We start from the raw sequence: 17,579 nt of genomic DNA, 5'->3' as shown, positions 1-17,579 counted from the left end.
AGGCCATCGTGCCGAACCAACTCGACTTCACCTTCTCGGATCTCGTCGCCGGCTACGTCATCAGCGCCGACCCGCAGGCCGGGCGCTTCGAGATGAACACCTCCGACGGCCGGCCCTTTGTCGTGCAGCTCACCCCGACGACCACGGCGGAGATGCTGCGCAACCTGGGCGACGCGTACGTCGACGCCACCGCGCAGCTTTCCGCGATGCTGGAGCACGGCCGCCTGCTGCACGTCTACGGCGTGTTCTACCCGTCGGACTCAGGAGCGGGCACCGCCTTCGAGGCCAAGCACGTGCTGCTGTTCGGCAAGGCGGCCGACGAGCACAAGTTCGAGTCGCCGAGCTGGTGGGGCCAGCAGGTCCGGAAGATCGCCGACTTCTACCTGGACAGCGAGTTCGGCGTCGGGTCGACGACCTTCGACTACCGGCTGTACCGCACCGATCTGACGATGGAGGGCGCGAAGACCACGACCGTCCGGCAGGAGACCGACACCATCTCCCGTCTGGTGTACGGGCTGGCCACCGCGTACCTGATGCACGGCAACCAGCGGTACCGCGACGCGGCGGTGGCCGGCGCCGACTACCTGATCGACCATCTGTGCTCGGTTGACCGCGCCGAGCAGATCGCCTACTGGTACCACGCGCTCGTGCTGCGCCCGGACGGCAGCGAACTCAAGATCTTCGCCTCCGAGTTCGGCGACGACTACGACGCGATCCCGTGCTACGAACAGATTTACGCGCTGGCCGGCCTGACCCAGGTCTACCGGATTACCGGCGATCCGAGGCTGCGGGAGATCATCGACCTGACCATCAACATGTTCCATCGCTACTTCGAGGACAAGACCAATTATCCCGACGGTACGCCCCGGCGAGGCTACTACTCGCACGTCGACCCGGTGACCTTCGACCCGCTGAGCCCGGCCCTGGACGACGGGATCCGCACCAACCGAGACCGCAAGAACTGGAACTCGGTCGGCGACCACATCCCGGCGTACCTCGTCAATCTGTTCCTGGCCACCGGCGAGCAGAAGTACGCCGACGAGCTGGAGTCGCTCTGCGACCAGATCACCGAGCACTTCCCGGACTACGACAGCAGCCCGTTCGTACAGGAGAAGTTCTTCGGCGACTGGAGCGCGGACCGCGCCTACGGGCAGCAGCAGGACCGGGCGATCATCGGGCACAACCTGAAGATCGCGTGGAACCTGACCCGGGTGAACAACGTGCGGCCGAAGGCGGAGTACGTGTCGCTCGCCAAGAAGATCGCCGGGCTGATGCCGACGGTCGGCATGGACCCGCAGCGCGGCGGCTGGTACGACATGATGGAACGCCACACCGGCCCCGGCGAGCGCTTCCACCGCCTCGTCTGGCACGACCGCAAGGCGTGGTGGCAACAGGAACAGGGCATCCTGGCCTACCAGATCCTCGACGCGGTCTACGGCGACCCGCAGTACGCCAAGTACGCCCGGGAGAGCGCCGCGTTCTACAACGCCTGGATGCTCGACACGCAGGCCGGCGGCGTCTACTTCAACGTGCTGGCCAACGGCAACCCGTTCATGCTCGGCGGCGAACGCAGCAAGGGCTCGCACTCGATGGCCATGTACCACAGCGCCGAGCTGTGTTACCTGGCCGCGGTCTACTCCAACCTGGAAGGCCGCCAGCAACCGATGGACCTGTTCTTCTCGCCCGGCGCGGGCGCGTTCGGCGGCGTCCTGCGGGTCGCGCCGGACCTGCTGCCGCCGAAGACCAACAAGATCATGCAGGTCTGGATCAACGGGCACGAGCACGCCGACTTCGACGCCGACGCGCTGACCGTGACGCTGCCGCACAGCACCGAGCCGCAGGAGGTACGCGTCCGGCTGGTCGGCGCCGCCTGCGCGTTCAGCGCCGACGTGCTCGAGGTGTCCGGCGTCGTCGCCCGGATCAGCCTGGCCGGCTCGCTCGGCGCCACCCAGGTCGACGTGCTGCGCCGGGAGCTTGACGGGGTGCTCGACGGCGGCGTCCGCTCGGTGGTCCTGGAAACCGCCGGCCTCATCTACCTCGACCCGGAGGCGGTCCGCTACCTCGCCACCGCCAAGCAGCATCGCGACTTCCAGCTCACCGTCACCGGGGCGCAGGGCCAGGTCGCCGCCGAGCTGGCGTCCAGCGAGCTCGACCAGGAACTCGTCAGGAACGCGTCGTGAACTACGACCACATCGTCGTCGGATCAGGGTCCGCCGGCACCATTCTCGCCACCCGGCTGTCCGAGGACCCGGGCCGCTCGGTGCTGCTGCTCGAGGCCGGCCCGGACTTCCCCGAGCTCGACCAGCTGCCGGCGGACCTCGCCACCGCGGCCACGGTCTCGGTGGTGGACCACGACTGGGGCTACCGGGCCGACGCGGTGCCGGCCCGTTCCATCGAGTACGCCAGAGGCAAGGTCACCGGTGGCTGCTCGGCGGTGAACGGGGCGATCGCGCTGCGTGGCTTGCCCGCCGACTTCGAGGAGTGGGCCCGGCTCGGCAACGACGCGTGGACCTGGGACCAGGTTCTGCCGTACTACATCCGGATCGAGAACGACCAGGACGTGGAAGGCCCGCTGCACGGCAAAGAAGGACCCACTCCGGTCGTGCGCACGAAGCACGACGACCTGGTGCCGTTGCAGAAAGCCTTCCTGGACGCGAACCTGGACCACGGATTCGACTACGTGGCCGACCACAACGATCCGCACAGCACCGGCGTCGGCCCGATCCCGATGAACCGGCGCGGCCCGTTGCGCGTCTCGACCGCCATCTCGTACCTGAGCCAGGCCCGCCACCGCCTCAACCTGACGATCCGACCGGGGACGCTGGTGCACCGGGTCCTCTTCGAAGGCACCAAGGCCGTCGGCGTGGAGGCGGAGATCGACGGGCAGGTGCAGAAGGTCTACGCCCGCAACGTCACCCTGTCGGCCGGTGCGATCAACACGCCGGCGATCCTGCTGCGCTCCGGCGTCGGCCCGGCCACGCAGCTCGAGGAGCTCGGCATCCCGGTGGTGCTGGACCGGCCCGGCGTCGGCGCGAACCTCATCGAGCACCAGCAGATCACCGTCGGGATCATCCCGAAGGACGGCGTCACGCAACTGTCCGACCCGGACGTCCAGGTGATCACCCGGTACACCGCTCCAGGCACCGAGCAGTTCAACAACATGCAGCTCTACTTCGTCAGCCGGTACGTGCCGATCACCCACCGGCCGATCAGCGTGATGAGCGTGCTGCAGAAGCCGGCCGGCCGCGGCCAGGTCTCGCTGACCACGAGCGACCCGCACATCCAGCCGGAGATCTTCCTCAACTCGTACGGCGAGGAGGCCGACCGTCGCATCGCCATCGACGGTGTCCGGCTGTGCTGGGAGATCGCCACCTCGAAGCCGATCGCCGAGCTGTCCGCCGGCCTGGCCGACAGCCTCACCGAGAAACAGCTCGACGACGACGAGACGCTGTTGCGCTACATCAAGCAGCACTCCGCGACCCTGTGGCATCCGGTCGGCACCTGCCGGATGGGCACCGACTCCGACTCGGTTGTGGACCAGCGTTTCGCGGTGCACGGCCTGGACAACCTGAGCGTGGCGGACGCCTCCGTCATGCCGGACCACGTCAGCGCCAATCCGAACCTGACCTGCTTCGTCATCGGCGAGCGGGCCGCCGAGTGGCTGGGGGAATCATGAAGATCGGTGTCCTGATCGAGGACCACTTCGACCAGACCGAGTACCGCGCGTTCAACCGCTGGTTCCCGTCGCAGGGCGTCGAGGTCGAGTACCTGTCGCACCTGTGGGACCAGCCGTCCCTCACCTTCGGCAGCAACCCCGACGACGGCACGGTCGAGGAGCACGTCACCGTCACCGCCGAGGTGGCCACCGCGGACCCCGCCGACTACGCCGGCATCATCCTGATCGGCGCGTACGCGATGGACCGGCTGCGCTACCAGACGGAGATCGTCGGCCCGGGCGCGCGCAACACCGCGCCCGCGGTCGAGTTCCTCCGCCGCGCGGTGGCGGCGCCGGGCGTGCCGATCGGCACGATCTGCCACTCGCTGTGGCTGTTCTGCGCCGACCCGGACCTGCTGCGCGGGCGCCGGGTCACGTGCGCCCACAACATCGTCTGCGACGTCGAGAACGCCGGCGGCATCGTCGAGTACGACGGCCGCTCGACCGCCGACCTGGTGATCGACGGTAACCTCATCTCGGCCCGCCACCCCGAGGTCACCGAGCGCTTCATGACAGAGTTCCTGGCCCAGATCACCAGCCAAGCCGAACAAGCGACCGCGACGGTCTGATCAGACCGCATCTCGTCATGTCCGCCGCAGATCAGTGCATCGGCTGCGATCACCCACAGATGCGGGTGTGCGGGCTGGCAGGAGGCTGCGGCAGGAGGCCATTCACTGCGTCGCTTGGCTATCGTCCGACATTATGTGATTGCAGGTGAAGGATGCTGGCACCTATTTGTGCGTGGGCTTGAGGTGTAACACGTCAGGGTGTCCGAGGGGCGCGTCATGAGGTCAGGCCGCCCTTGCCCGGTCGCGCCGTAGCGTTGCGCCCGGGGACCGGTCAGGGTCGGGAATCCGGTTCAGCTGCAGGCCTCGTCCTTCGCGGGGAGATTGCCGTTCAGGAGGTAGGAGGTCATCGCCCCTATCGCGCAGGCGTTGGGGTTCGGATGGATGAGCACGCCATGGCCACCGGCGTCGACCGTGACCAGCACGGCATCCGAGCCCATCGCCCGCCGCATGCGTTGTGCCCCGTCGAGCGGGGTGGCCGGGTCACGCTCGTTCTGCAGGATCAGGACGTTGCGCGTGCCCAGCGAACGGACCTTGGGTCCTGGCCCGCTCGGCTGAACGGCCCAGGCCGAGCAGGGCGCGATGTTGGCCGGAGCACCGGCCGTCAGCGGGAATCGGGCGCGGTCGATTGCGGTGTTACGGGCGTACGTCTGGAGGTCGCGTGGCCATGCCTCGTCACCGCAGCTGAAAGCCCAGCCGGCGGAAAGCAGGTTGTCCTGCGGCACGCCCGGCATGGTCGCCTCGGCGATCAGGCCGTTGGCCTGTTCGGCGAGGAAGGAACGGTCCTCGGCGGTGGCGGTGCCGGCTGCGGCGTCACGGGCTGCCTTCCACAGCTGAGCCATCGCGGGCACCGGCGTGTCCGAGCTGGTGATCATGCTGGCGTCGCTGTAGGACAGCTGCCAGGTGAAGAGCCGCAGAAAGTTGCCGTTGATGGGAGCCTTGGTCTCGGCCAGCGTGACCGGATGGCGATCCAGTTTCGCCGCCAAGGCCAAGTAGTTGCGACGTACCTGCGCCGGGGTACTGCCGAGGCGCACCGTGTCGTTGTTGGCGACGGCGAACTTCGCCAGGTCGGGCCAGCGGTCCTCCATCGCGCGGGCAAACGAGCGGAAGTCGTCGTAGCCGCGGGCGTTCGGGTCCACCGAGCTGTCGATCACCATCCGGTCGATGGTCTGCGGGAACAGGGTCCGGTAAAGCGAGCCGAGGTAGGTGCCCCAGGAGATGCCCCAGTAAGAGACGGTGCGCTCGCCCAGGGACTGGCGGATGCGGTCCATGTCGCGAGCCACATTGGCGGTGCTGATGTGTTGGAGAAGGCCACCGGAGTTGGCCGCGCACTGCTTACCCATCCGCTTGGCGAAGGCCACGTTGTTCCTGATGGAACCGTTCGCGCCGGGGAAGGACAACACCGAGTACTGCAGGTCCCGGACCAGTTCGTCAGCGTCGCGGCCGCAGTTGATCGGTGTGCTGTAGCCGATGCCGCGCGGGTCGAAAGCCACCAGGTCGTAGCTGTCACGTATCTCCTTGGGCAGCAGACTGCCGAAGGCGGTGGGCACGTCGAGACTGGGACCGGGGCCGCCGCCGTTGACCATGAGAACGCCTTTGCGCTTCGCCAGGTCGGCCGCCGGGACGCGGGAGACCTCGACGTTGATGAGGCGACTGTCCGGCCGGGTGTAATCGAGCGGTACCCCGAGGATGGCGCACTGTTGCGGGGCCGGCGTGCCAGTCGGACACGGACCCCACTGCAGAGTCGAGGTGGCTGGCCGCGGGGTGCTGTCGGCCAGCGCAGGGAGGTACGCGGTGGTCGCGACGCCGGCGCAGACCACCCCGGCGACAGCGGCGCCGACAGCCAGCTTGCGCCCACGGCGGGAGCGGGGATTGCTTCCATCTACTCGCATGCCGAAACGATATTGATCATCGCGAAGCGTCTGAATGACGCTGGCTACCCAACTGAGGTAGGGCTGGCTGGAAGAACACCGCGCCGGATCGGCTGGTCCCCTCCTCCTACCAACCAGGGCCCGCAGATCAGTCGGCCGGTGACCGGTGCTCTCGAGCGGCCGGTGATATTCCTGCTTGGCCGCTTCGACCACCACGGGACTTTCCGGTTTGTCGGGCAGACCCATCCGGTGAAGGCCGACGATCGGCACGCTCTGGCAAGAGCGCTGCGTGGCCTGCCGTTCCGTGGTCCGGCGCCGGGCATCCGTCGCCGTGTCCGCTGCTGGCCGGGTGGTCGGGGAACCTCGCCGAGCGGCAGCCGGTGGCGTACATCCCGGTCGAGCCGACCGTCGTTGCCGAGGTGGAAGTCGACACGGCGCTGGACGGCGAAGCTCGGCCGCCAGCGTGTCACACCCGTCGTAGCCCTCGGTCAGCGCAGGAAACTGAGTAGCCGCTCGACCAGCGATGCTGGCTGCTCCTCGGCCAGAAAGTGTCCACTGCCGGCGATGACTGCCGACTCGACGTGCGGGGCCACGGGACGCAGGCTGGTACCCAGCCGGTCGCCGACAGACTGATCGCCGCCGATGGCAAGGACCGGCATGGGCAGTTGATTGCCCGCCGCGGCCCACGCCGTGTTGGTCCGGCCGTCGTCGAGCAGCGTTCGGTAGTGCCCGAAGCTCGAGCGCAGCCGCTTCGTTCCGCGGTATGCCTCGGTGTAGCGGTTGACGTCGTGGGCGGGCAGCGGATTGCTGGTGCCCGCGAGCTGGGCGTACCAAAGGGTGAAAAACGCGTCTTCGTGGCCGTCGAGCAGTAGCTCCGCCACCTCAGGAGTCATGAAGAATCCGAAGTGCCAGCGGCCACCGTGCGCCACGTTCATGGCCTGTTCCAGGCCGAGGCCGGGCACGGCAAGTTCCATCAGCGTCAGGCTGCGGACATCGTCGGGGTATTGGCGGGCCCAGGAGAAGGCGACCATGCCGCCGATGTCGTGTCCGGCCACGTGTGCGGCAGGTCCCAGGCCGAGCGCGCGCAGCAGGCCGCGGATGTCCTCAGTCTGCTCGTCTTTGCCGAAGCCGGTGTCGGCCGGCGCGGAGCGGCCGAGACCACGCAGGTCGGGCACGACGACGGTATAGTCGGCGTCGACGAGTGCGGGCAGGATTGGTTGCCAGCAGTCGCCGGTCTGCGGCCAGCCGTGCAGCAATACCAGCGGTTCGCCATGGCCACCGTGCGTGACGCTGAATTCGGTGCCGTTGACGCTGATCGTGCTGCGGGTGAGGCCAGGCACGGTGGTCATGGTCCGGGTCAGCTCTCCTGCGGGACGAGGCTGGTGGTGACCGGGAGCAGGATCTGGCCTGCGGCCGAGCTCCAGTCCCGGGCCAGTTCGCTGAGCAGCATGATGGTTGCCGTGATGCCAGCTCCGGCGCTGCGCATACGCTCAACGGCGATGTCGTCGGCCTGCTTGCTCGTGGATCCGCCGGCGTCGGCGACGACCTGCACCCGGTAGCCGTCGCGCAGGGCGCTCATGGTCGGGTACACGGTGCAGACGTCGTTGGTGACTCCGGCGATGACTAGGTTCGGCCGGTCGGTGGCTTTGACCGCGGTGGCGAACTGGTGATCCTCCATGGCGTTGACCACTCCGGAGCGTCGGATACGGGTCGCGTATTGCTGTGGTGCGATGTCGCGCAGCTCAGGCAGCAGCGGGCCTTGCACCATGTCCTCGAGCGACGAGGTCAGCACCAGTGGCATGTCGAGCGCGGTGGCGGCTTTGGCCAGCGCCAGGGCGTTGGCTTTGACCTGCTCGAGCGGCGCCGACCGGATCCAGCTCATCGTGCCTTCCTGATGGTCGATCAGCAGCACGGCCGTATTCTGCGGGGTGAACAAGTCGAGCGGCATTGTGTCTCCTCGTCAAGCGGATCTATTGTTCCTCGGGCGACGCGGAGCAGCTCGTCGAAGATTGATCGAAGTCCTCGATGTTCCCGTTCTTGACGGGATCGGTGTCCACCTCGCGTGGTCGATTCGATCGGTTGGCGATGGCTGTTCTGCTTCCTCGCGGCGCACCCGATACTCGCGGTCTACTTCCGCCGCCCCCTTCCCGTCCCGCGCCTTCTGCTGACCCAGCAAGGCGGCGGCCTCGCGGTGGCCGCCTTCATGCGGCCGATCAAGCAACCCGCCGACGGCGAACCACTCGCTCCCGACAACCGCCCCGATACCGGCTGCAGCGAGGCCTACGATGGCAAGGCGAATGCGGCTTCGCGATCCTGTCATCCGAGACAGCGGCGAAGAGTTGCGGTGGGTTCAGTGGGCTTTCGGCGGGAGGAGTTCGGTGGCGAACTGAGGGGCCAGCTCCTGTGCTTTCGCGCGGAAGGCGGCCTCGGCCTGCGAGTCCAACGACGCCGGTGGTTCGGTTCGAGTGCCGACGGGCTGCCCTAACAGCGTAAAGAATTGTTCCTGCCCTGAAGGCGCGCAGAGGCACAGCAGTCGGGCGGGCCCGGTGCCGGCGTTGATGAACGAATGCGGTGCGTTCGCGGGGATGTTGATGGTCTCGCCCGCGCGTAGGGTCATGGTCTCACCGCGGAAGGTCGCCTGGACCTCGCCTTCGAGTACCGTGAACATCTCCTCGAAGTCGTGGCGGTGAGGCGGCGGCCCGCCGTTCGGCGGCACGTGCATGTCGATGAGCGTGTACTTGCCCGCGGTGTCCTCGCCTCTCATGAGGATCGTGTACGTGTCGCCGACGAGTCCAATGTGGGTAAGGCCTTGGTCCGTATCGGGTCGGGCAACGGTAATCCCGCGCGACAGGTCGTCAGCCGGGATGGACGTCTTCTCGTAGGGCACGCTTACTCCTCGATCGACAACACATATACGGAGGGTTTCCTCCGCTTACACTTCGCGTCTGGGGGGTGTCCATCCGGTGGAGCGGAGCCAGGTCGGCAGGTCCCAGGCGCTGGGGTGGATCGCTTTGACGGCGCTGACGTCGGCCTGGTAGGCGGGGGTCTCGGCGAACCAGCGGAACATCGCCTTGGCATCTTCGCTGTCCCCGAGGACCTCCAAGGGCAGTGCCTCGTACCGGGCCGGAAGCCCGGCGTGCTCGCCGAACGCTGCGGCGATCTGGCTGCCGGTGCGCTCGTCGCCGGCGATTTCGATGGCCCCGTCGGGCGCTTTGGCGTCTTCGAGCAGGAGCACGGCGCTGATCTGCCCGATGTCGTGGACGGCGATCAGCTGTAGCGGGATGTGGTCGGGCAACGGCAAGCGCAGCACGATCTCGCCGTTTTCCACGGTCAGTCCCCTGGAGACGAAGTTCTCCATGAAGGCGACCGGGCGGACGTACGTCGCCCGCAGGCCTGACTGATCGAGATGCTGCTCCACGCGGCGTTTCGACTCGAAGTGCGGGATGCCAGAGTCGCGTTCCGCGCCGCCGACCGAGCTGAACACGACGTGTGGCACGGCCGCCGCGACCGCCGCGTCGACCAGGGCAATGCCCTGTCGCGTTTCGCCCTCGATGGCGGCGGCGCTCTGACCCTCGGGGGTGGTCATGAAGAAGAAGGCAGCCACCCCTTGCAGGGCGGCTGACAGCGACGCGGCGTCATCGATGTCGATTCGCGCGAGTTCGACGCCGCGGTCGGCGAGCGCCTGCGCCTGGCCGGATGCGGGGTTGCGGACGAGGGCGCGCACCCGCGCACCGCGGGACAGAAGCGCGTCGACGACCGACCCGCCCTGTTTGCCGGTCGCGCCGAAGACGGCGATCCGGCCAAGCGAATGTTCGTTCATGGTTCCTTCTCGCGTCAGGTGCACGTCCGCACCTCATCAAGTTTGTTCATCCACTATAAGGTTCATCGACTGAACTATCTGGCACAGCGTACACTACTTCAGTCGGTGAACAATCGCGCTGGAGGATCGATGGGCCGCACGGACCGAGCTGGTCGTCTGGCCGAGGCGCGGCGGCTCTCACGGATGCTGGTGACGTTGGCCGAGCGGTCGCGTTTCGACTTCGTCGAAGCGATCGAATCACTCGGCCTGCCCCTACACCTCGCCCGCGCCCTCCTGCGGCTGGAGACGCCGGCGGCGATGAGCGACCTCGCTGACCGGCTGGACTGCAATCGCTCGAACGTCACCGCCATCGCCGATCAACTCGAACAGCGGGGACTGGTGATGCGGGTGCCGGGTGCCGACCGGCGGGTAAGACTCCTCGCGCTCACACCGGACGGGAAAGCCGAACGTGACCGGGTGGAGACCGCTGTGGCAGAGCAGAGCCTGGTGCTGCGGCGCCTCAACGACCGGGAACGCGCGGTGCTCGCACCGATGCTCGAACGCCTCCTCGAGCCGGAGGAGAGAATCGACTAACGGCACCACGTCGGAGATCTTCAGTCGGGCACGTGGATTGCGGCCAGGTGAGTGCACATGATCTCGTCTTGCGGCAGGTCAGTCACCGACCAGCCGCAGAGCCAGGTTTCGGTCGTCGCGGCGCCGTTCCGCAAGGCTGTACGCCGCCGGTTCGGCCGAAATCGAACGAGGGCGTCACCCTCGCCGCTTCCGCGGTACGGGTATTTGAGGTGCTGGGTTGCGCTGGCCTGGTCCATATGACACTGGTTGAGCGCCGCGCAGCTGACGGCGAGATGGCTGCGGACGTCCACCATGTCGAACCCATGCCGAGTCCCGCTACGTGCCGCTGAGGTAGCGCAGCACCGCGGCGACCCGCCGGTCCACCTGGTCGTCGGGCGCGAGGTTTAGCTTGGCGAAGATGTTACCGATGTGCTTGTGTATTGCTCCCAGTGTGATGAACAGTCGCTCCGCGATGGCGGCGTTGCCCAAGCCTAGAGCCATCAGGCTGAGCACCTCCCATTCCCGCGAGCTCAGCAGGTGCAAAGTGCTGCCGGGCCGGGTGGCGGCGAGTAGCGGGCCACCCGGTTCCACCTTGAGGGTCGTCTCGCCGTCTATCCGGCGCAGCGAACTGACCAGGAACGCACCGTAGGTCTCGAACGCCTCGCGCAGGCTGGCCTCGTGCGCGCGGAGCGCCGGGCCCCCCGGGGAGCCGGACCACATCGGCGAACCAGCATTCCGAGCTACGGTGCTCTGTTCGTTGTCATTCATCGACGTTCTCCTGGTTGTGTTCCGACTCCGGGAAATGCGGAGTGAACGGCCGACGCCCGGTCCGAACCGCCAGCAAATCGGTGAGTACTTCGCGGGCCTGTGCGTCGCGGGCCGGTGCTTGGTAGGGCCGCCTGCGTCATCGGCCGCGACCGGTAACGTGTTCGACCTCTCCCATGTCCTGAGTCTGCGACGAGTCAGCCGGCGGATACAGGCACAAGTGAGCCCCGGATCAGTGCGGCACCCCTGGACGTGAACCCCATCGCCGGAAGTGAGCGCGCTGCCGGGGCGAGGGTGGACGGACCCTGTCTGTCAGCAGTCCCACCGCCATCATCAGCAGAATCAGCACCGAGCCGATATTGAGCGCGACGCGCAGCGACCCGAACTTCTCGGCCTCCGGTGTCATCGCGGTGAACGGGGCCAACGGGTCGAACTCGGCAGCGAACCAACGCGGCCGCCCCGGCCACGTTCTACGGCGGTGACCACCACGGCTACACCGACTACCCGGCTCTCGCCGTCGCGTTGAGCTGACCGACGACCGGCTCGGCGCCAACGTGATGCGGGCTGCGCTGTACGGCCGAGGGCAGCCCGCCATACCGAGTTCGTTGCGGGGGCGCGTCAGTCCCGCGGTGCCGGCTCGTTCGCGAACTCTCCGGTTCGCGCGGCCCATAGGGCAACCTCGACCCGGTTGCTGACGTTCAGCTTGGTGCGGATGTTGGTCAGGTGGCTGGCGACCGTGCGCGCGCTGATAGAGAGCTCGCCGGCGATCTGAGCGTTCGTCAGACCGTCGGCCACTCGCATCGCGACGGCGAGCTCCCGGCGAGTCAGGACGCCGGTGGGGTCTTCGTCGATCGGCCGGTCACCGTTGACCGCGAGATCGATGAGCTGCGGAAGGGTCATCGCGGAGCCGGCCGCCGAGGCCGCTCGCGCCGCCGCGAGGCCGATGGTGTGTTGCGCGGTGCTCGTCGCCGCTTCGAGCTGCCGAGTCCAGAACGTCTGTACCTGGCGGCCGATGGCGGCAGTTCCGGCCATCAAGGTGAGTGCGAGCACGTGTTTCTTCCGACGCACGGCGAGGAGCGCCGCGCACTCGATAGCGCTGAGGACGTTGTCGTGATCGGGAACCGGGATGGTGAGCACGGCCATGACGTACTCGGCGGCGGCCGCATCGTCGCGTTGCATGGTGGCGGTCACAGCGGCGGTGTGCAGCAGATTCATCCCGGCGTGGTTGGCGAAGCGGACCGTGATCGGCTGGTCCTGGTCGGCCTGCGACTCGTACGTCTGGATGGCCTCCGCGACGGCGTTGCTCGCCGCCGCCAGGTCTCCGCCGGTGAGCAGCAGCCACGCCTGTTTGGTGAGGATCCAGTCGACCTGGTCGGTCCGGCCCGCCCGGAGCAGCAATGCGATCAACTCCTTGCTCACCTCTACACCGCCGGCGAGGTCGCCGTTCGAGCCGCGCGTCATCATGAAACTGGTGAGCGCCATCGTCAGCGCGTTCACGTCATCGAGCTCACGTGCCAAGACGACAGCGTCGTCCGAGTGACGGACCGCCGCGTCGAGATCGCCTTGGCGGGCGGCGTTCTTGGAGAGCCAGGACAGCGCATTCGCGCGATGGAGTGGCGAGGTCAGGGGATTGTTCAGTACGTCGGAGAGGAGCTTTTCGACCTCGGCCAGATCGGAATTGTGGGCGAGGAAGCGCGAGAGCAGAATGGCCAGGCCTGGGTACGACGGATGACTGATGGTGGCCGCGACGTCCACTGCGTTTCGAAGGTTGTCCAGCTCGGCGACGATCCTTCGCTGTGTCATCGTCATTTCGTCACGCCGCTGGTATTCCGCGAGCTGCCGTTCGAAGGTGGCGAGCCAGTCCAGCAGCAGGAGCTGAGTGGGCACGACTCCGCCGGCATCGAGCAGGCGCTCCTGGCCGAACATCCGCAGCGATTCGAGCATCCGGAATCGGCCGGGGCGCTGCGGATCGATGACGATCATCGACTTGCGGGCCAGGCCGGTCAGCTGTGCCCACACGTTCGCCGGCGGCAGGCCCAGGTCGGCCGTCACGGCGGCGGCGCTCTGCTGATCGAAGCCGCCGGGCAGGACGGAGAGCCGGGCGAACATCTCCTGTTCGGGCTTGTCCAGTAGGTCGTAGCTCCATTGAATCGCGTCGCGAAGGCTCCGCCGGTGACCGACTGCTCCGCGCCGGGCATCGACCAGCAGATCGAGCCGCTCCGCCATCTTGGGCAGCAGGGTCTCCGGCGTCAGCACGTCCATCTGGCCCGCGGCAAGTTCGATCGCCAGCGGCAGACCATCGAGGCGATCGCAGATTTTCGCGATGACGTCGGGCCAGTCGGCGGGATCGAAGTCGGACCTCGACTCGGACGCCCGCGCACTGAACAGGAGTACCGCGTCGGCCCGCATCGGCTCGAGCACCATGACGATCTCGCCCTGCGCGCGAAGGGCCTCCCGGCTCGTGGTCACGATGTGCAACTCCGGTGTGGCGGCCCGCATCTTCGAGACGACATCGATCAGGCCGTCGACCACGTGCTCGCAGTTGTCGAGCACGAGCAGGGCGGGTCCGACCCCGGCCGGCTCACCCGTTCTGCCCACCACTGACGCCACCTGCCACGGCTTGGTGACGCCGGCCAGGCCGACCCACCTGACTCCACCGGGGTAGGCGGGCTCGACTCGCCGGGCGAACTCCGCGGCGAGTCGCGTCTTACCGACACCGACGGGGCCGATGACGCTGAGCAGCCGCGTCCCGGGCAGCAACTCGGACAGGTCAGCCAGTTCGCGCTCGCGTCCGACGAAGCGATCGAACCACGGTGGCACCCAGCCCGCCGCCGGTGGTGAATCCTGCGGGTGAGGTTGGGGCTCGGGGGTTGCCAGGTCGGCGCCGCCACTGCGGTACTGGCGGTGCAGTGTCGAGACCGGGATGTCGAGCAGATCAGCGAGTTGCCGCCAGCTGAGGCCCCTCTCGCGTCCGAGTTCCACCGCGGACCGAAGTCCCCAGGCGGCCACGCGTTGCGCCTCGGCGAGCGCCGACGCGATGGCCGCCGTCCCAGAGGCGTTGATGGCGGAATCCGTCACGGCGGCGAGCCGTCGCAAGTAGAACTTCACGTCCCGGCTCAGACTGTCGTCTTCCTGGCGTCCCAACGTGCCTCCGTGAGCTCATGACAGGCCGCGCCGATCGCTTCGCCTTCTGGGCCGAGTCGACGACCGACGAATCAACCGTTGCCGAACACGCTAATGGGGAGGTCGAAGGTGATCCTCTCACGGTGGGTGCTCAGGGGTGCGAATCGCCCATCACCGCATGCCGGGCTGCGCTCTTGAGGGGTTGATCAACTGCGGGTTTGGTGTTGAGGCAATCACGACGGCACGATGGCGGTGTGTGTGCGGCCGTCTCGTCTCGTCCCGCTCCGCAGGTCCAACTGCGGTGCTCGAGCCGCTGACGTACGTCAACGAGGAGACCGGGTACACCATCGCCCGGGCCGCGACCGGTCGTGGTTCGGATCTGCTGACTGTGGTCGGCGCCCTGCTGGGTGCACAGCCAGGTGAGAGTCGCGGTTGCAGGGCTGATGGTCGTCGCATCCGAGTACGCCGTCCGGGTACCGATGTCGAGGCGGCTTGCCTACCTCACCTAGGGTCAGCGGGTGTCTGAGGAGCCGCACCGTGTCGGGCGTGGTGGTACCGCCGCCTTCCGCGAGGTCATGCTGGGGTTGGACTGCGGCCAATGATCTCGACGTTCCTGGTCGAACATCGATGGCTGCCCGCGGTCGCCTTGGTGCTGCTGTTCCTCGTCGGACCATTGATGGGAAGCTGGTTGGTCACCCGGCCGAGGACAGCCTGGGTAATGACCGGTGTCACGTTGCTGCCGCTGGCGTTCCTGACCCTGCTGCCAGAGAACCGCCAGCTTTTCGCGCGCTGCCAGGTGCAGTGGGAAATCCCCCCGCTCACCGGTCCCGAGTCCATGGCGAACATCCTGCTCTTCGTCGCGCCGGTGTTGCTGGCGGGAGTGGCCACGCGACGCCCGGTGCTGGTCATGGTGGCCGGCAGCGGGCTGTCGGCGATGGTGGAGGCGTTCCAAGCCGCCGTGCCGGCCCTCGGTCGTTCCTGTGACTCCGACGACTGGGTGCACAACACGATCGGCGCGGTCCTCGGCACGCTGCTGGCGGTGCTGTCGCTGGCGCTGGCTCCCTACTGGTCGCGACGGGCTCGCTCCTCGTCTGTCGAGATCCATGATTAGGCCGACGCATCTCTGGGAGCCGACGCCCCCAACTCGGCATGTCCCCGCGCGTATGCGGCCCTACAACACCACAACACGCCGCGAGCGGGTCGAAGGGTGGCTGGCACCGCACATGGTCCGCCTGCTCGGCATGCGGCGGTTCGCCCGGATAGTGGCCCGCCCCGGTACCGGCGGAGGCCCGCCCCTGGCACCCGATCAGGTCGCATGGCTTCAAGACATGCTCGCGACAAACGCCACCACGCAGATGGCCCGAGCAGCAGCAGAGCTTTCCCGCTTCGACAGCAGGCCTTGGCTGCACCAGCGCATGACCCGCTCGCGGCCCTCGACTGGATCGGGCAGCGGCGGCCGTCTTGGCTGTCTACCCGGCGAGCCGGCCGACACCACAGAATTGATCCACTTCGGGAATGGCCAGGTCGCTCGCCTCGGGCCGCCACCGCGAACACGAGACCACGCCTGGGTCGAGCAGTTCCAGCCGGTCGAGGAACCGAGTTATCTGTTGCGCGGAGCGGAAGGTGATCGGGGGCGTGGCGTTCTCGTTCCAGAACCGCCGGGCTGCCTCGGCCTCGGCGGGATTCACCTCGTTGCTGGCGTGGGCGATCGCCAGGTAGCTGCCGGGCGGTATCGCGTCAAGGAGCCGGTCGACGATCGCTTGCGCCTCGTCGTCATCGATGACGAAGTTCAACACGCCCAGCAGGGTCAGCGCGACCGGTTGGGTGAGGTCCAACGTCCGAGCGGCCTCCTGTAAGACCTTCTCAGGTTCGCGCAGGTCGGCCTCGACGTAGTCGGTGACACCCTCGGGGGTGCTGGTGAGCAGTGCGCGAGCGTGCACCAGCACCAGCGGATCATTGTCGATGTAGACGATCCGCGACTGCGGGGCCACGGACTGGGCGACCTCGTGAGTGTTGTCCGCAGTGGGCAGCCCGGTGCCGACATCGAGGAACTGGCGTATCCCGGCCTCCCCGGCGAGGTATCGCACCGCGCGGCCGAGGAAGGCCCGGTCGGCGCGGGCGGTGGTCCGCATGTTCGGCAGGAACTGGAGGATCTGCTCACCGACCTCCCGGTCGGAGGCGAAGTTGTCCTTACCACCCAGCCAGTAGTTCCAGGTCCGCGCGGTGTGCGCCACACCAGTGTCGAACTTCGACGCGTACTCCGGGCTGTCGGCCATCTGTGCACCCTCCGACTTCACATGCGCGGCGACCTCGACGCTACGCGCAGCATAGGCGCCCGGTTCCTGCCCGCTACGACCGCCCGCGCCCGCTCAACCCATTGACGTCAGTTGCCCGGACACCGCTCCGGGGCGTGGTTGTGAACCGCCGTTGCGTCACTCGTCCGTGGCCACTCCACCGCGGTTGTGGCGGCAGGCGGAACGTTCCGCACGGCTCGGAGGGCGTTCCGGAGCGGCGGGAGCCGCTGTTCCGGGTAAGCGGGCAGGCGTGAAAGGGACATTCATCGCTGGGCCGGATCGCCGGACTACCGATCCAGGAAGTCAAGATCGACACGAGTTTCGTACGCGACCTCACCACCAAACGGGACCGGCAGGCGGTCACCGGCGCCGTCCTGCATCTGGGCCGTGGTACAGATGCGAAAATGGCCGGCATCGCTGATTCGTGGGAGTGACATGACATCCTTGTTGCCGGGTCGGGCGGCGGCTGTCCTGGATTTCGGGCCGGGCCGGGTGCTGCTGGACTCGGTCACCGGTGGCCCGACCCAGTTCGTCGATCTGGATCGGCCGAACCGTCGGTATCTGTTGGATGCCGGCGTCAGCTGGCACAGCGTGGAGCATCAGTGGGGCGACCAGGCCGCTCCGGCGCCGGTTCGCGACGCTGCTGGCAGACAAGGCCTACAGCAGTGCGACGTTCCGCCAGGCCTGCCGCGAGCGCGGCAACGAACGATCATCCCCAAGCCCAAGACCACAGGGATCAAGGGCCTGGGCAAGCTGCGCTACGTCGTCGAGCGGACCTTCACCCTGCTGCATCAGTTCCGTCGCCTCGGCGTGCGCTGGGAGGCATAACCCATCGATGAGATCCCGAATCCGCAGCCGACCGGCGAACGCCGC

At 67.5% G+C, this 17,579-nt stretch carries 14 protein-coding genes and 2 pseudogenes; 7 read left to right on the top strand and 9 right to left on the bottom strand.

The features are described from left to right. Window positions 1–8 precede the first annotated feature (8 nt). From AB0M54_RS37450 to AB0M54_RS37440, 3 genes are read left to right on the top strand one after another with little or no spacing between them, the layout of a single operon-like run. Window positions 9–2,180 carry an AGE family epimerase/isomerase gene (locus tag AB0M54_RS37450; RefSeq protein ID WP_364476631.1) on the top strand — a complete coding sequence of 724 codons (2,172 nt, stop codon included), beginning with the start codon at window positions 9–11 and terminating at the stop codon, window positions 2,178–2,180. Continuing rightward, window positions 2,177–3,676 (top strand): GMC family oxidoreductase N-terminal domain-containing protein, encoded by a 1,500-nt coding sequence (locus AB0M54_RS37445; RefSeq protein WP_364476630.1) that lies wholly within the window; start codon window positions 2,177–2,179, stop codon window positions 3,674–3,676. The genes AB0M54_RS37450 and AB0M54_RS37445 overlap by 4 nt, the downstream gene beginning before the upstream one ends. Continuing rightward, on the top strand, window positions 3,673–4,284 hold the full coding sequence (locus AB0M54_RS37440) for a DJ-1/PfpI family protein (protein WP_364326199.1): 612 nt from the start codon (window positions 3,673–3,675) through the stop codon (window positions 4,282–4,284). Before AB0M54_RS37445 ends, AB0M54_RS37440 begins: the two co-directional genes overlap by 4 nt. Before the next feature lie 290 nt (window positions 4,285–4,574). On the opposite strand, the gene AB0M54_RS37435 is transcribed toward AB0M54_RS37440, so the two are convergent. The 5 genes from AB0M54_RS37435 to AB0M54_RS37415 form a co-directional block, all read right to left on the bottom strand. Beyond that, window positions 4,575–6,398 carry an alpha/beta hydrolase gene (locus tag AB0M54_RS37435; protein ID WP_364476628.1) on the bottom strand — a complete coding sequence of 608 codons (1,824 nt, stop codon included), beginning with the start codon at window positions 6,396–6,398 and terminating at the stop codon, window positions 4,575–4,577. Window positions 6,399–6,640: 242 nt separating this feature from the next. Then, window positions 6,641–7,501, bottom strand: a complete 861-nt coding sequence (locus AB0M54_RS37430; protein WP_364476626.1) for an alpha/beta hydrolase — start codon at window positions 7,499–7,501, stop codon at window positions 6,641–6,643. Window positions 7,502–7,509: 8 nt separating this feature from the next. After that, entirely contained in the window at window positions 7,510–8,100 is a 591-nt protein-coding gene (locus AB0M54_RS37425) for an isochorismatase family protein (RefSeq protein WP_364476624.1), read from the bottom strand. A 402-nt stretch (window positions 8,101–8,502) separates the two neighbouring features. Further along, the gene (locus AB0M54_RS37420) at window positions 8,503–9,039 is read right to left on the bottom strand and encodes a cupin domain-containing protein (protein ID WP_364333027.1); all 537 of its coding nucleotides are present in this window, start codon (window positions 9,037–9,039) and stop codon (window positions 8,503–8,505) included. Between the two features lie 45 nt (window positions 9,040–9,084). Beyond that, window positions 9,085–9,972 (bottom strand): NmrA/HSCARG family protein, encoded by an 888-nt coding sequence (locus tag AB0M54_RS37415; RefSeq protein ID WP_364476622.1) that lies wholly within the window; start codon window positions 9,970–9,972, stop codon window positions 9,085–9,087. 129 nt (window positions 9,973–10,101) lie between these two features. Between AB0M54_RS37415 and AB0M54_RS37410 the strand changes: the two genes are divergently transcribed. Beyond that, a complete protein-coding gene (locus AB0M54_RS37410; protein WP_364476621.1) occupies window positions 10,102–10,545 on the top strand; it encodes a MarR family transcriptional regulator in 444 nt (147 codons plus the stop codon). Window positions 10,546–10,565: 20 nt separating this feature from the next. Here the strand turns inward: AB0M54_RS37410 and AB0M54_RS37405 are convergent, their stop codons facing one another. The 3 genes and pseudogenes from AB0M54_RS37405 to AB0M54_RS37395 all read right to left on the bottom strand — a co-directional run bounded on the left by AB0M54_RS37405 (window position 10,566) and on the right by AB0M54_RS37395 (window position 14,385). After that, entirely contained in the window at window positions 10,566–10,838 is a 273-nt protein-coding gene (locus AB0M54_RS37405; RefSeq protein ID WP_364333036.1) for a hypothetical protein, read from the bottom strand. A 22-nt stretch (window positions 10,839–10,860) separates the two neighbouring features. Then, window positions 10,861–11,097, bottom strand: a pseudogene (locus tag AB0M54_RS37400) (LuxR C-terminal-related transcriptional regulator); the annotation flags it as partial. Window positions 11,098–11,907: 810 nt separating this feature from the next. Next, window positions 11,908–14,385 (bottom strand): LuxR C-terminal-related transcriptional regulator, encoded by a 2,478-nt coding sequence (locus tag AB0M54_RS37395; RefSeq protein ID WP_364476619.1) that lies wholly within the window; start codon window positions 14,383–14,385, stop codon window positions 11,908–11,910. 283 nt (window positions 14,386–14,668) lie between these two features. Here AB0M54_RS37395 and AB0M54_RS37390 point away from each other — a divergent pair. Both AB0M54_RS37390 and AB0M54_RS37385 read left to right on the top strand, forming a co-directional pair. Then, window positions 14,669–14,853: pseudogene (locus AB0M54_RS37390) on the top strand (hypothetical protein); the annotation flags it as partial. A 157-nt stretch (window positions 14,854–15,010) separates the two neighbouring features. Then, the gene (locus AB0M54_RS37385) at window positions 15,011–15,523 is read left to right on the top strand and encodes a VanZ family protein (protein WP_364333042.1); all 513 of its coding nucleotides are present in this window, start codon (window positions 15,011–15,013) and stop codon (window positions 15,521–15,523) included. A 358-nt stretch (window positions 15,524–15,881) separates the two neighbouring features. Here the strand turns inward: AB0M54_RS37385 and AB0M54_RS37380 are convergent, their stop codons facing one another. Continuing rightward, a complete protein-coding gene (locus AB0M54_RS37380) occupies window positions 15,882–16,688 on the bottom strand; it encodes an SAM-dependent methyltransferase (protein ID WP_364476617.1) in 807 nt (268 codons plus the stop codon). A 453-nt stretch (window positions 16,689–17,141) separates the two neighbouring features. On the opposite strand from AB0M54_RS37380, the gene AB0M54_RS37375 reads away from it, so the two are divergent. Further along, on the top strand, window positions 17,142–17,534 hold the full coding sequence (locus tag AB0M54_RS37375) for a hypothetical protein (protein WP_364476615.1): 393 nt from the start codon (window positions 17,142–17,144) through the stop codon (window positions 17,532–17,534). Window positions 17,535–17,579 lie beyond the last annotated feature (45 nt).

The sequence above is a fragment of the Actinoplanes sp. NPDC051470 genome, assembly GCF_040682035.1.
Lineage (GTDB): Bacteria > Actinomycetota > Actinomycetes > Mycobacteriales > Micromonosporaceae > Actinoplanes.
This window is presented reverse-complemented; position numbering and strand designations above follow the sequence as displayed.